The 16,524-nt window shown below is 42.4% G+C and carries 2 protein-coding genes (1 of these 2 running past the window's edge); both read right to left on the bottom strand.

The features are described from left to right. Positions 1 to 11: 11 nt before the first annotated feature. Positions 12 to 938: a PorP/SprF family type IX secretion system membrane protein gene (locus ACXX80_RS06270; protein WP_458552456.1), complete on the bottom strand. Its 927-nt coding sequence runs from the start codon at positions 936 to 938 to the stop codon at positions 12 to 14. 39 nt (positions 939 to 977) lie between these two features. Further along, positions 978 to 16,524: the end of a lectin-like domain-containing protein gene (locus tag ACXX80_RS06265; RefSeq protein ID WP_458552454.1), read on the bottom strand. Its footprint extends 16,082 nt past the window's final position; only the last 15,547 of its 31,629 coding nucleotides appear in the window; its start codon lies beyond the right edge, outside the window; its stop codon occupies positions 978 to 980.

Here is a 16,524-nt window from a genome sequence, read left to right as displayed (position 1 = left end):
GTTATATTAAATTAAAAGAATCTAGGTGATGTAATTCTGTTGTATTTGTTAAATATTTCATATCGAAGAAATATTTCATGAGATCCAGAATTATAATTTGCAAGACGTGTGGTTTCCAAATCGTATCCATATCCAATAAACCATGAATCAGATACTTGAAATCCTACCATTGCACTCAAGGCTGCACTCCATCTGTAAGCTGCTCCTACTGTAAACTTGTCATTGATCAAAAAATTGGCCGATAAATCTACCTGTAAAGGTGCTCCTTGAACCAGCTTGGTCATCATGGCTGGTTTGAATTTTAAATTATAATCTAACTCAAATACGTGACCTGCTGTTAAGTAATAGTTTACGCGCTCTCGTGCAATATAAGAATTGGCTCCTACTCCTGCATATTTATCAAAATGCTCTGTCTCTAACAAGTTAGGAACTGAAAGACCTACATAGGTTTTATCTGAGTACCAATAAAATCCCACTCCTATATTAGGTGAAAACTTATTGTCTATGTTATTCTCAAAACTATAATCATTAGGATCATACTGATTGAGCTTATCAAAATTGACATTCAAAAGATTTGCTGATGCTTTCAATCCAAAGGAGAGTTTGAAGTCTTCTGAGGTATTAATGTAGTATGAAAAATCAACTGCTAGATTGCTCTCATCTGATGGACCTATTCTGTCATTTATTACTGACACTCCCAAACCAATTTTAGTATCATTGATTGGTGTATTAATCGAGGCAGTATTCGTAACCGGTGCTCCATCTAACCCTACCCACTGGGTGCGATGTAAGGCAAAGATGTTCATCGCTTGACGTGATCCCGCATAGGCGGGATTCACGTTTATAGTGTTGTACATGTACTGTGTAAACTGAGCGTCTTGTTGCGCATTTACCAAACCCGAGAGTAAGAGCAAAAACACTATTAATTTTGTTTTCATATTGCTTCTATTTTTAAACTTATAAGCTTTATTTATCAATTATCTGTTAATATATAAGTATCCTGCTTTCTCGAAACTTGTGGCAGCACTATCTTTATATCTCAAGATATAATAATAGGTTCCCTCTGGTAACTCTTCGGATTGATTAATGGTAACTCTTCCCTCTGAAACTCCTCTAAAGGCTCTATCGTCATTGTTGTATCCTGCTCTTTCAAAAACTAATACTCCCCAACGGTTGTATATTTCTACCGTGTTATCACTATAACATTCTAGACCTCTGATGCGGAAAACTTTGTTGTCACCGTTTCCATTTGGAGCTACTGCATTGAACACTTCGATTACACATCCTGAAATTCCTAAAACCGTAGGCTTATCATCTGTAATCATTTCATTATCAGAAAGATCACTTACTAAAGTTCCAATAGGACTTACAGCAGTCACTTTGGCTTGATTTTCAACATTTCCTTTGTTAATATCAGCTTGAGTTAGACTATATTTCGCCTCAAAGGAAGTAGTATCGGTTTGTCCCACACCCAATGCTATTGGCCCTCCTGTAAGGACAATACCAGGTAAAAGATCGATTACTACAACATTTGTTAATGGTACATTTCCTATATTAGAAATCTCAAATTTATAGGTTATTGTTTCTCCAGCCTGCGCATAACCATCTCCGTTATTATCATCAAAAGATGCCGTTTTAATGATGGCTATTTTTGGTGATTCCCCTACTGTTATGATACTGGTTACCGTATTACAAGTTATAGGTGTTAATTTATCACACAACTCATAAACTACATTGTAAACTCCTGCTGGAGTCCCTGCCGTAACAGTTACTGCTCCAGTTAATGAATTTAATGTAATTCCTGCTGGCCATGTTCCTAACTCTGCAACGGTGGAGTTTCCTGTTGTTCCTAATGTTGCTGGAACGCCGTTTACAGTATCGTTACTCGCAATGTTCGCAAAAACAATTCCTCCTGTAGATAAAATTGACATACTCTCCGTTACCGGTACAACTACTGGCAATACTGTAATTTTGTTTATTACAATTATACAGGTTGATGGTGTTAATTTATCACATAAAGTATAAACTACATTATAAACTCCTGGTACTGTTCCTGCCGCAACAGTTACTGCTCCAGTTGATGGATTTAATGTAATTCCTGTTGGCCATACACCTGACTCTGCAACTGTAGCGTTTCCTGTTGTTCCTAATGTTGCCGGAACGCCATTCACTTTATCATTTGCTGCTACGTTTGGTATTGCTATTCCTCCGGTTGCTGGTGCTGTTCCAGCATCTGTTACTGGTCCTGAAACCCCTGTTACTGTGATTTCATCTGAAACCGTTGCACAAGTTGTTGGTGTTAATTTATCACATAACGTATAAACTACATTATAAACTCCTGGTACTGTTCCTGCCGCAACAGTTACTGCTCCCGTTAATGGATCTAATGTAATGCCTGTTGGCCATACACCTGACTCTGCAACTGTAGCGTTTCCTGTTGTTCCTAATGTTGCCGGAACGCCATTCACTTTATCATTTAAGGCTACGTTTGCTATTGCTGTTCCTCCTGTAGAGGCTGCTGTTCCAGCATCTGTTACTGGTCCTGAAACCGCTGTTACTGTGATTTCATTCGAAACGGTAGCACAGGTTGTTGGTGTTAATTTATCACATAAAGTATAAACTACATTGTAAACTCCTGGTACTGTTCCTGCCGCAACAGTTACTGCTCCCGTTAATGGATTTAATGTAATGCCTGTTGGCCATACACCTGACTCTGCAACTGTAGCGTTTCCTGTTGTTCCTAATGTTGCCGGAACGCCATTCACTTTATCATTTAAGGCTACGTTTGCTATTGCTGTTCCTCCTGTAGAGGCTGCTGTTCCAGCATCTGTTACTGGTCCTGAAACCGCTGTTACTGTGATTTCATTCGAAACGGTAGCACAAGTTGTTGGTGATAATTTATCGCATAAAGTATAAACTACATTGTAAACTCCTGGTACTGTTCCTACCGCAACAATTACTGCTCCCGTTAATGGATTTAATGTAATGCCTGTTGGCCATACACCTGACTCTGCAACTGTAGCGTTTCCTGTTGTTCCTAATGTTGCCGGAACGCCATTCACTTTATCATTTAAGGCTACGTTTGCTATTGCTGTTCCTCCGATTGCTGGTGCTGTTCCAGCATCTGTTACTGGTCCTGAAACCGCTGTTACTGTGATTTCATCTGAAACCGTAGCACAGGTTGTTGGTGATAATTTATCGCATAAAGTATAAACTACATTGTAAACTCCTGGTACTGTTCCTACCGCAACAGTTACTGCTCCCGTTAATGGATTTAATGTAATGCCTGTTGGCCATACACCTGACTCTGCAACTGTAGCGTTTCCTGTTGTTCCTAATGTTGCCGGAACGCCATTCACTTTATCATTTAAGGCTACGTTTGCTATTGCTGTTCCTCCTGTAGAGGCTGCTGTTCCAGCATCTGTTACTGGTCCTGATACCGCTGTTACTGTGATTTCATTCGAAACGGTAGCACAGGTTGTTGGTGATAATTTATCACATAAAGTATAAACTACATTGTAAACTCCTGGTACTGTTCCTACCGCAACAATTACTGCTCCCGTTAATGGATTTAATGTAATGCCTGTTGGCCATACACCTGACTCTGCAACTGTAGCGTTTCCTGTTGTTCCTAATGTTGCCGGAACGCCATTCACTTTATCATTTAAGGCTACGTTTGCTATTGCTGTTCCTCCTGTAGAGGCTGCTGTTCCAGCATCTGTTACTGGTCCTGAAACCGCTGTTACTGTGATTTCATTCGAAACGGTAGCACAAGTTGTTGGTGATAATTTATCGCATAAAGTATAAACTACATTGTAAACTCCTGGTACTGTTCCTACCGCAACAATTACTGCTCCCGTTAATGGATTTAATGTAATGCCTGTTGGCCATACACCTGACTCTGCAACTGTAGCGTTTCCTGTTGTTCCTAATGTTGCCGGAACGCCATTCACTTTATCATTTAAGGCTACGTTTGCTATTGCTGTTCCTCCGGTTGCTGGTGCTGTTCCAGCATCTGTTACTGGTCCTGAAACCGCTGTTACTGTGATTTCATCTGAAACCGTAGCACAAGTTGTTGGTGATAATTTATCGCATAAAGTATAAACTACATTGTAAACTCCTGGTACTGTTCCTACCGCAACAGTTACTGCTCCCGTTAATGGATTTAATGTAATGCCTGTTGGCCATACACCTGACTCTGCAACTGTAGCGTTTCCTGTTGTTCCTAATGTTGCCGGAACGCCATTCACTTTATCATTTAAGGCTACGTTTGCTATTGCTGTTCCTCCTGTAGAGGCTGCTGTTCCAGCATCTGTTACTGGTCCTGAAACCGCTGTTACTGTGATTTCATCTGAAACCGTAGCACAAGTTGTTGGTGATAATTTATCGCATAAAGTATAAACTACATTGTAAACTCCTGGTACTGTTCCTACCGCAACAGTTACTGCTCCCGTTAATGGATTTAATGTAATGCCTGTTGGCCATACACCTGACTCTGCAACTGTAGCGTTTCCTGTTGTTCCTAATGTTGCCGGAACGCCATTCACTTTATCATTTAAGGCTACGTTTGCTATTGCTGTTCCTCCTGTAGAGGCTGCTGTTCCAGCATCTGTTACTGGTCCTGAAACCGCTGTTACTGTGATTTCATCTGAAACCGTAGCACAAGTTGTTGGTGATAATTTATCACATAAAGTATAAACTACATTGTAAACTCCTGGTACTGTTCCTACCGCAACAGTTACTGCTCCCGTTAATGGATTTAATGTAATGCCTGTTGGCCATACACCTGACTCTGCAACTGTAGCGTTTCCTGTTGTTCCTAATGTTGCCGGAACGCCATTCACTTTATCATTTAAGGCTACGTTTGCTATTGCTTCTCCTCCTGTTGATGGTGCTGTTCCAGCATCTGTTACTGGTCCTGAAACCGCTGTTACTGTGATTTCATCTGAAACCGTAGCACAGGTTGTTGGTGATAATTTATCACATAAAGTATAAACTACATTGTAAACTCCTGGTACTGTTCCTACCGCAACAATTACTGCTCCCGTTAATGGATTTAATGTAATGCCTGTTGGCCATACACCTGACTCTGCAACTGTAGCGTTTCCTGTTGTTCCTAATGTTGCCGGAACGCCATTCACTTTATCATTTAAGGCTACGTTTGCTATTGCTGTTCCTCCTGTAGAGGCTGCTGTTCCAGCATCTGTTACTGGTCCTGAAACCGCTGTTACTGTGATTTCATCTGAAACCGTAGCACAAGTTGTTGGTGATAATTTATCACATAAAGTATAAACTACATTGTAAACTCCTGGTACTGTTCCTACCGCAACAGTTACTGCTCCCGTTAATGGATTTAATGTAATGCCTGTTGGCCATACACCTGACTCTGCAACTGTAGCGTTTCCTGTTGTTCCTAATGTTGCCGGAACGCCATTCACTTTATCATTTAAGGCTACGTTTGCTATTGCTGTTCCTCCTGTAGAGGCTGCTGTTCCAGCATCTGTTACTGGTCCTGATACCGCTGTTACTGTGATTTCATTCGAAACGGTAGCACAGGTTGTTGGTGTTAATTTATCACATAAAGTATAAACTACATTGTAAACTCCTGGTACTGTTCCTGCCGCAACAGTTACTGCTCCCGTTAATGGATTTAATGTAATGCCTGTTGGCCATACACCTGACTCTGCAACTGTAGCGTTTCCTGTTGTTCCTAATGTTGCCGGAACGCCATTCACTTTATCATTTAAGGCTACGTTTGCTATTGCTGTTCCTCCTGTAGAGGCTGCTGTTCCAGCATCTGTTACTGGTCCTGATACCGCTGTTACTGTGATTTCATCTGAAACCGTAGCACAAGTTGTTGGTGATAATTTATCACATAAAGTATAAACTACATTGTAAACTCCTGGTACTGTTCCTACCGCAACAGTTACTGCTCCCGTTAATGGATTTAATGTAATGCCTGTTGGCCATACACCTGACTCTGCAACTGTAGCGTTTCCTGTTGTTCCTAATGTTGCCGGAACGCCATTCACTTTATCATTTAAGGCTACGTTTGCTATTGCTGTTCCTCCTGTAGAGGCTGCTGTTCCAGCATCTGTTACTGGTCCTGAAACCGCTGTTACTGTGATTTCATCTGAAACCGTAGCACAAGTTGGTGAAGCTAATTTATCACATAAAGTATACACTACATTATAAGTCCCCGGTACTGTTCCTGCCGCAACAGTTACTGCTCCAGTTGATGGGTCTAATGTAATGCCTGCTGGCCATGTTCCTGATTCCGCAACTGTAGCGTTTCCTGTTGTTCCTAATGTTGCCGGAACGCCATTCACTTTATCATTTGCTGTTACGTTTGCTATTGCTGTTCCTCCGGTTGCTGGTGCTGTTCCGTTTTCTGTTACTGGTCCTGAAACCGCTGTTACTGTGATTTCATTCGAAACCGTAGCACAGGTTGTTGGTGTTAATTTATCACACAACTCATAAGTTACATTATAAACTCCTGGTACTGTTCCTGCCGCAACAGTTACTGCTCCCGTTAATGGATTTAATGTAATGCCTGTTGGCCATACACCTGACTCTGCAACTGTAGCGTTTCCTGTTGTTCCTAATGTTGCCGGAACGCCATTCACTTTATCATTTAAGGCTACGTTTGCTATTGCTGTTCCTCCTGTAGAGGCTGCTGTTCCAGCATCTGTTACTGGTCCTGATACCGCTGTTACTGTGATTTCATCTGAAACCGTAGCACAAGTTGTTGGTGATAATTTATCACATAAAGTATAAACTACATTGTAAACTCCTGGTACTGTTCCTACCGCAACAGTTACTGCTCCCGTTAATGGATTTAATGTAATGCCTGTTGGCCATACACCTGACTCTGCAACTGTAGCGTTTCCTGTTGTTCCTAATGTTGCCGGAACGCCATTCACTTTATCATTTAAGGCTACGTTTGCTATTGCTGTTCCTCCTGTAGAGGCTGCTGTTCCAGCATCTGTTACTGGTCCTGATACCGCTGTTACTGTGATTTCATCTGAAACCGTAGCACAAGTTGTTGGTGATAATTTATCACATAAAGTATAAACTACATTGTAAACTCCTGGTACTGTTCCTACCGCAACAGTTACTGCTCCCGTTAATGGATTTAATGTAATGCCTGTTGGCCATACACCTGACTCTGCAACTGTAGCGTTTCCTGTTGTTCCTAATGTTGCCGGAACGCCATTCACTTTATCATTTAAGGCTACGTTTGCTATTGCTGTTCCTCCGGTTGCTGGTGCTGTTCCAGCATCTGTTACTGGTCCTGAAACCGCTGTTACTGTGATTTCATCTGAAACCGTAGCACAAGTTGTTGGTGATAATTTATCGCATAAAGTATAAACTACATTGTAAACTCCTGGTACTGTTCCTGCCGCAACAGTTACTGCTCCCGTTAATGGATTTAATGTAATGCCTGTTGGCCATACACCTGACTCTGCAACTGTAGCGTTTCCTGTTGTTCCTAATGTTGCCGGAACGCCATTCACTTTATCATTTAAGGCTACGTTTGGTATTGCTGTCCCTCCTGTTGATGGTGCTGTTCCAGCATCTGTTACTGGTCCTGAAACCGCTGTTACTGTGATTTCATCTGAAACCGTAGCACAGGTTGTTGGTGATAATTTATCACATAAAGTATAAACTACATTGTAAACTCCTGGTACTGTTCCTACCGCAACAATTACTGCTCCCGTTAATGGATTTAATGTAATGCCTGTTGGCCATACACCTGACTCTGCAACTGTAGCGTTTCCTGTTGTTCCTAATGTTGCCGGAACGCCATTCACTTTATCATTTAAGGCTACGTTTGCTATTGCTGTTCCTCCTGTAGAGGCTGCTGTTCCAGCATCTGTTACTGGTCCTGAAACCGCTGTTACTGTGATTTCATTCGAAACGGTAGCACAAGTTGTTGGTGATAATTTATCGCATAAAGTATAAACTACATTGTAAACTCCTGGTACTGTTCCTACCGCAACAATTACTGCTCCCGTTAATGGATTTAATGTAATGCCTGTTGGCCATACACCTGACTCTGCAACTGTAGCGTTTCCTGTTGTTCCTAATGTTGCCGGAACGCCATTCACTTTATCATTTAAGGCTACGTTTGCTATTGCTGTTCCTCCGGTTGCTGGTGCTGTTCCAGCATCTGTTACTGGTCCTGAAACCGCTGTTACTGTGATTTCATCTGAAACCGTAGCACAAGTTGTTGGTGATAATTTATCGCATAAAGTATAAACTACATTGTAAACTCCTGGTACTGTTCCTACCGCAACAGTTACTGCTCCCGTTAATGGATTTAATGTAATGCCTGTTGGCCATACACCTGACTCTGCAACTGTAGCGTTTCCTGTTGTTCCTAATGTTGCCGGAACGCCATTCACTTTATCATTTAAGGCTACGTTTGCTATTGCTGTTCCTCCTGTAGAGGCTGCTGTTCCAGCATCTGTTACTGGTCCTGATACCGCTGTTACTGTGATTTCATCTGAAACCGTAGCACAAGTTGTTGGTGATAATTTATCGCATAAAGTATAAACTACATTGTAAACTCCTGGTACTGTTCCTACCGCAACAGTTACTGCTCCCGTTAATGGATTTAATGTAATGCCTGTTGGCCATACACCTGACTCTGCAACTGTAGCGTTTCCTGTTGTTCCTAATGTTGCCGGAACGCCATTCACTTTATCATTTAAGGCTACGTTTGCTATTGCTGTTCCTCCTGTAGAGGCTGCTGTTCCAGCATCTGTTACTGGTCCTGAAACCGCTGTTACTGTGATTTCATCTGAAACCGTAGCACAAGTTGTTGGTGATAATTTATCACATAAAGTATAAACTACATTGTAAACTCCTGGTACTGTTCCTACCGCAACAGTTACTGCTCCCGTTAATGGATTTAATGTAATGCCTGTTGGCCATACACCTGACTCTGCAACTGTAGCGTTTCCTGTTGTTCCTAATGTTGCCGGAACGCCATTCACTTTATCATTTAAGGCTACGTTTGCTATTGCTTCTCCTCCTGTTGATGGTGCTGTTCCAGCATCTGTTACTGGTCCTGAAACCGCTGTTACTGTGATTTCATCTGAAACCGTAGCACAGGTTGTTGGTGATAATTTATCACATAAAGTATAAACTACATTGTAAACTCCTGGTACTGTTCCTACCGCAACAATTACTGCTCCCGTTAATGGATTTAATGTAATGCCTGTTGGCCATACACCTGACTCTGCAACTGTAGCGTTTCCTGTTGTTCCTAATGTTGCCGGAACGCCATTCACTTTATCATTTAAGGCTACGTTTGCTATTGCTGTTCCTCCTGTAGAGGCTGCTGTTCCAGCATCTGTTACTGGTCCTGAAACCGCTGTTACTGTGATTTCATCTGAAACCGTAGCACAAGTTGTTGGTGATAATTTATCACATAAAGTATAAACTACATTGTAAACTCCTGGTACTGTTCCTACCGCAACAGTTACTGCTCCCGTTAATGGATTTAATGTAATGCCTGTTGGCCATACACCTGACTCTGCAACTGTAGCGTTTCCTGTTGTTCCTAATGTTGCCGGAACGCCATTCACTTTATCATTTAAGGCTACGTTTGCTATTGCTGTTCCTCCTGTAGAGGCTGCTGTTCCAGCATCTGTTACTGGTCCTGATACCGCTGTTACTGTGATTTCATTCGAAACGGTAGCACAGGTTGTTGGTGTTAATTTATCACATAAAGTATAAACTACATTGTAAACTCCTGGTACTGTTCCTGCCGCAACAGTTACTGCTCCCGTTAATGGATTTAATGTAATGCCTGTTGGCCATACACCTGACTCTGCAACTGTAGCGTTTCCTGTTGTTCCTAATGTTGCCGGAACGCCATTCACTTTATCATTTAAGGCTACGTTTGCTATTGCTGTTCCTCCTGTAGAGGCTGCTGTTCCAGCATCTGTTACTGGTCCTGATACCGCTGTTACTGTGATTTCATCTGAAACCGTAGCACAAGTTGTTGGTGATAATTTATCACATAAAGTATAAACTACATTGTAAACTCCTGGTACTGTTCCTACCGCAACAGTTACTGCTCCCGTTAATGGATTTAATGTAATGCCTGTTGGCCATACACCTGACTCTGCAACTGTAGCGTTTCCTGTTGTTCCTAATGTTGCCGGAACGCCATTCACTTTATCATTTAAGGCTACGTTTGCTATTGCTGTTCCTCCTGTAGAGGCTGCTGTTCCAGCATCTGTTACTGGTCCTGAAACCGCTGTTACTGTGATTTCATCTGAAACCGTAGCACAAGTTGGTGAAGCTAATTTATCACATAAAGTATACACTACATTATAAGTCCCCGGTACTGTTCCTGCCGCAACAGTTACTGCTCCAGTTGATGGGTCTAATGTAATGCCTGCTGGCCATGTTCCTGATTCCGCAACTGTAGCGTTTCCTGTTGTTCCTAATGTTGCCGGAACGCCATTCACTTTATCATTTGCTGTTACGTTTGCTATTGCTGTTCCTCCGGTTGCTGGTGCTGTTCCGTTTTCTGTTACTGGTCCTGAAACCGCTGTTACTGTGATTTCATTCGAAACCGTAGCACAGGTTGTTGGTGTTAATTTATCACACAACTCATAAGTTACATTATAAACTCCTGGTACTGTTCCTGCCGCAACAGTTACTGCTCCCGTTAATGGATTTAATGTAATGCCTGTTGGCCATACACCTGACTCTGCAACTGTAGCGTTTCCTGTTGTTCCTAATGTTGCCGGAACGCCATTCACTTTATCATTTAAGGCTACGTTTGCTATTGCTGTTCCTCCTGTAGAGGCTGCTGTTCCAGCATCTGTTACTGGTCCTGATACCGCTGTTACTGTGATTTCATCTGAAACCGTAGCACAAGTTGTTGGTGATAATTTATCACATAAAGTATAAACTACATTGTAAACTCCTGGTACTGTTCCTACCGCAACAGTTACTGCTCCCGTTAATGGATTTAATGTAATGCCTGTTGGCCATACACCTGACTCTGCAACTGTAGCGTTTCCTGTTGTTCCTAATGTTGCCGGAACGCCATTCACTTTATCATTTAAGGCTACGTTTGCTATTGCTGTTCCTCCTGTAGAGGCTGCTGTTCCAGCATCTGTTACTGGTCCTGATACCGCTGTTACTGTGATTTCATCTGAAACCGTAGCACAAGTTGTTGGTGATAATTTATCACATAAAGTATAAACTACATTGTAAACTCCTGGTACTGTTCCTACCGCAACAGTTACTGCTCCCGTTAATGGATTTAATGTAATGCCTGTTGGCCATACACCTGACTCTGCAACTGTAGCGTTTCCTGTTGTTCCTAATGTTGCCGGAACGCCATTCACTTTATCATTTAAGGCTACGTTTGCTATTGCTGTTCCTCCGGTTGCTGGTGCTGTTCCAGCATCTGTTACTGGTCCTGAAACCGCTGTTACTGTGATTTCATCTGAAACCGTAGCACAAGTTGTTGGTGATAATTTATCGCATAAAGTATAAACTACATTGTAAACTCCTGGTACTGTTCCTGCCGCAACAGTTACTGCTCCCGTTAATGGATTTAATGTAATGCCTGTTGGCCATACACCTGACTCTGCAACTGTAGCGTTTCCTGTTGTTCCTAATGTTGCCGGAACGCCATTCACTTTATCATTTAAGGCTACGTTTGGTATTGCTGTCCCTCCTGTTGATGGTGCTGTTCCAGCATCTGTTACTGGTCCTGAAACCGCTGTTACTGTGATTTCATCTGAAACGGTAGCACAGGTTGTTGGTGATAATTTATCACATAAAGTATAAACTACATTGTAAACTCCTGGTACTGTTCCTACCGCAACAATTACTGCTCCCGTTAATGGATTTAATGTAATGCCTGTTGGCCATACACCTGACTCTGCAACTGTAGCGTTTCCTGTTGTTCCTAATGTTGCCGGAACGCCATTCACTTTATCATTTAAGGCTACGTTTGCTATTGCTGTTCCTCCTGTAGAGGCTGCTGTTCCAGCATCTGTTACTGGTCCTGAAACCGCTGTTACTGTGATTTCATCTGAAACCGTAGCACAAGTTGTTGGTGATAATTTATCACATAAAGTATAAACTACATTGTAAACTCCTGGTACTGTTCCTACCGCAACAGTTACTGCTCCCGTTAATGGATTTAATGTAATGCCTGTTGGCCATACACCTGACTCTGCAACTGTAGCGTTTCCTGTTGTTCCTAATGTTGCCGGAACGCCATTCACTTTATCATTTAAGGCTACGTTTGCTATTGCTGTTCCTCCTGTAGAGGCTGCTGTTCCAGCATCTGTTACTGGTCCTGATACCGCTGTTACTGTGATTTCATTCGAAACGGTAGCACAGGTTGTTGGTGTTAATTTATCACATAAAGTATAAACTACATTGTAAACTCCTGGTACTGTTCCTGCCGCAACAGTTACTGCTCCCGTTAATGGATTTAATGTAATGCCTGTTGGCCATACACCTGACTCTGCAACTGTAGCGTTTCCTGTTGTTCCTAATGTTGCCGGAACGCCATTCACTTTATCATTTAAGGCTACGTTTGCTATTGCTGTTCCTCCTGTAGAGGCTGCTGTTCCAGCATCTGTTACTGGTCCTGATACCGCTGTTACTGTGATTTCATCTGAAACCGTAGCACAAGTTGTTGGTGATAATTTATCACATAAAGTATAAACTACATTGTAAACTCCTGGTACTGTTCCTACCGCAACAGTTACTGCTCCCGTTAATGGATTTAATGTAATGCCTGTTGGCCATACACCTGACTCTGCAACTGTAGCGTTTCCTGTTGTTCCTAATGTTGCCGGAACGCCATTCACTTTATCATTTAAGGCTACGTTTGCTATTGCTGTTCCTCCTGTAGAGGCTGCTGTTCCAGCATCTGTTACTGGTCCTGATACCGCTGTTACTGTGATTTCATTCGAAACGGTAGCACAGGTTGTTGGTGTTAATTTATCACATAAAGTATAAACTACATTGTAAACTCCTGGTACTGTTCCTGCCGCAACAGTTACTGCTCCCGTTAATGGATTTAATGTAATGCCTGTTGGCCATACACCTGACTCTGCAACTGTAGCGTTTCCTGTTGTTCCTAATGTTGCCGGAACGCCATTCACTTTATCATTTAAGGCTACGTTTGCTATTGCTGTTCCTCCTGTAGAGGCTGCTGTTCCAGCATCTGTTACTGGTCCTGAAACCGCTGTTACTGTGATTTCATCTGAAACCGTAGCACAAGTTGGTGAAGCTAATTTATCACATAAAGTATACACTACATTATAAGTCCCCGGTACTGTTCCTGCCGCAACAGTTACTGCTCCAGTTGATGGGTCTAATGTAATTCCTGCTGGCCATGTTCCTGATTCCGCAACTGTAGCGTTTCCTGTTGTTCCTAATGTTGCCGGAACGCCATTCACTTTATCATTTAAGGCTACGTTTGCTATTGCTGTTCCTCCGGTTGCTGGTGCAGTTCCAGCATCTGTTACTGGTCCTGAAACCGCTGTTACTGTGATTTCATCTGAAACCGTAGCACAAGTTGGTGAAGCTAATTTATCACATAAAGTATACACTACATTATAAGTCCCCGGTACTGTTCCTGCCGCAACAGTTACTGCTCCAGTTGATGGGTCTAATGTAATGCCTGCTGGCCATGTTCCTGATTCCGCAACTGTAGCGTTTCCTGTTGTTCCTAATGTTGCCGGAACGCCATTCACTTTATCATTTGCTGTTACGTTTGCTATTGCTGTTCCTCCGGTTGCTGGTGCTGTTCCGTTTTCTGTTACTGGTCCTGAAACCGCTGTTACTGTGATTTCATTCGAAACCGTAGCACAAGTTGTTGGTGATAATTTATCGCATAAAGTATAAACTACATTGTAAACTCCTGGTACTGTTCCTGCCGCAACAGTTACTGCTCCCGTTAATGGATTTAATGTAATGCCTGTTGGCCATACACCTGACTCTGCAACTGTAGCGTTTCCTGTTGTTCCTAATGTTGCCGGAACGCCATTCACTTTATCATTTAAGGCTACGTTTGGTATTGCTGTCCCTCCTGTTGATGGTGCTGTTCCAGCATCTGTTACTGGTCCTGAAACCGCTGTTACTGTGATTTCATCTGAAACCGTAGCACAGGTTGTTGGTGATAATTTATCACATAAAGTATAAACTACATTGTAAACTCCTGGTACTGTTCCTACCGCAACAATTACTGCTCCCGTTAATGGATTTAATGTAATGCCTGTTGGCCATACACCTGACTCTGCAACTGTAGCGTTTCCTGTTGTTCCTAATGTTGCCGGAACGCCATTCACTTTATCATTTAAGGCTACGTTTGCTATTGCTGTTCCTCCTGTAGAGGCTGCTGTTCCAGCATCTGTTACTGGTCCTGAAACCGCTGTTACTGTGATTTCATCTGAAACCGTAGCACAAGTTGTTGGTGATAATTTATCACATAAAGTATAAACTACATTGTAAACTCCTGGTACTGTTCCTACCGCAACAGTTACTGCTCCCGTTAATGGATTTAATGTAATGCCTGTTGGCCATACACCTGACTCTGCAACTGTAGCGTTTCCTGTTGTTCCTAATGTTGCCGGAACGCCATTCACTTTATCATTTAAGGCTACGTTTGCTATTGCTGTTCCTCCTGTAGAGGCTGCTGTTCCAGCATCTGTTACTGGTCCTGATACCGCTGTTACTGTGATTTCATTCGAAACGGTAGCACAGGTTGTTGGTGTTAATTTATCACATAAAGTATAAACTACATTGTAAACTCCTGGTACTGTTCCTGCCGCAACAGTTACTGCTCCCGTTAATGGATTTAATGTAATGCCTGTTGGCCATACACCTGACTCTGCAACTGTAGCGTTTCCTGTTGTTCCTAATGTTGCCGGAACGCCATTCACTTTATCATTTAAGGCTACGTTTGCTATTGCTGTTCCTCCTGTAGAGGCTGCTGTTCCAGCATCTGTTACTGGTCCTGATACCGCTGTTACTGTGATTTCATCTGAAACCGTAGCACAAGTTGTTGGTGATAATTTATCACATAAAGTATAAACTACATTGTAAACTCCTGGTACTGTTCCTACCGCAACAGTTACTGCTCCCGTTAATGGATTTAATGTAATGCCTGTTGGCCATACACCTGACTCTGCAACTGTAGCGTTTCCTGTTGTTCCTAATGTTGCCGGAACGCCATTCACTTTATCATTTAAGGCTACGTTTGCTATTGCTGTTCCTCCTGTAGAGGCTGCTGTTCCAGCATCTGTTACTGGTCCTGATACCGCTGTTACTGTGATTTCATTCGAAACGGTAGCACAGGTTGTTGGTGTTAATTTATCACATAAAGTATAAACTACATTGTAAACTCCTGGTACTGTTCCTGCCGCAACAGTTACTGCTCCCGTTAATGGATTTAATGTAATGCCTGTTGGCCATACACCTGACTCTGCAACTGTAGCGTTTCCTGTTGTTCCTAATGTTGCCGGAACGCCATTCACTTTATCATTTAAGGCTACGTTTGCTATTGCTGTTCCTCCTGTAGAGGCTGCTGTTCCAGCATCTGTTACTGGTCCTGAAACCGCTGTTACTGTGATTTCATCTGAAACCGTAGCACAAGTTGGTGAAGCTAATTTATCACATAAAGTATACACTACATTATAAGTCCCCGGTACTGTTCCTGCCGCAACAGTTACTGCTCCAGTTGATGGGTCTAATGTAATTCCTGCTGGCCATGTTCCTGATTCCGCAACTGTAGCGTTTCCTGTTGTTCCTAATGTTGCCGGAACGCCATTCACTTTATCATTTAAGGCTACGTTTGCTATTGCTGTTCCTCCGGTTGCTGGTGCAGTTCCAGCATCTGTTACTGGTCCTGAAACCGCTGTTACTGTGATTTCATTCGAAACCGTAGCACAGGTTGTTGGTGATAATTTATCACATAAAGTATAAACTACATTGTAAACTCCTGGTACTGTTCCTACCGCAACAATTACTGCTCCCGTTAATGGATTTAATGTAATGCCTGTTGGCCATACACCTGACTCTGCAACTGTAGCGTTTCCTGTTGTTCCTAATGTTGCCGGAACGCCATTCACTTTATCATTTAAGGCTACGTTTGCTATTGCTGTTCCTCCTGTAGAGGCTGCTGTTCCAGCATCTGTTACTGGTCCTGAAACCGCTGTTACTGTGATTTCATCTGAAACCGTAGCACAAGTTGTTGGTGATAATTTATCACATAAAGTATAAACTACATTGTAAACTCCTGGTACTGTTCCTGCCGCAACAGTTACTGCTCCCGTTAATGGATTTAATGTAATGCCTGTTGGCCATACACCTGACTCTGCAACTGTAGCGTTTCCTGTTGTTCCTAATGTTGCCGGAACGCCATTCACTTTATCATTTAAGGCTACGTTTGCTATTGCTGTTCCTCCTGTAGAGGCTGCTGTTCCAGCATCTGTTACTGGTCCTGAAACCGCTGTTACTGTGATT

This window comes from Flavobacterium sp. GNP002 (assembly GCF_054343795.1).
Note: the sequence above shows the minus strand (reverse complement) of the source record. Positions and strands in the feature narration are given on the sequence as shown.

What these genes read in the sequence shown, in the direction of transcription:
- ACXX80_RS06270 (WP_458552456.1), bottom strand. Translation starts at nt 938, where the DNA reads ATGAAAACAAAATTAATAGTGTTTTTGCTCTTACTCTCGGGTTTGGTA.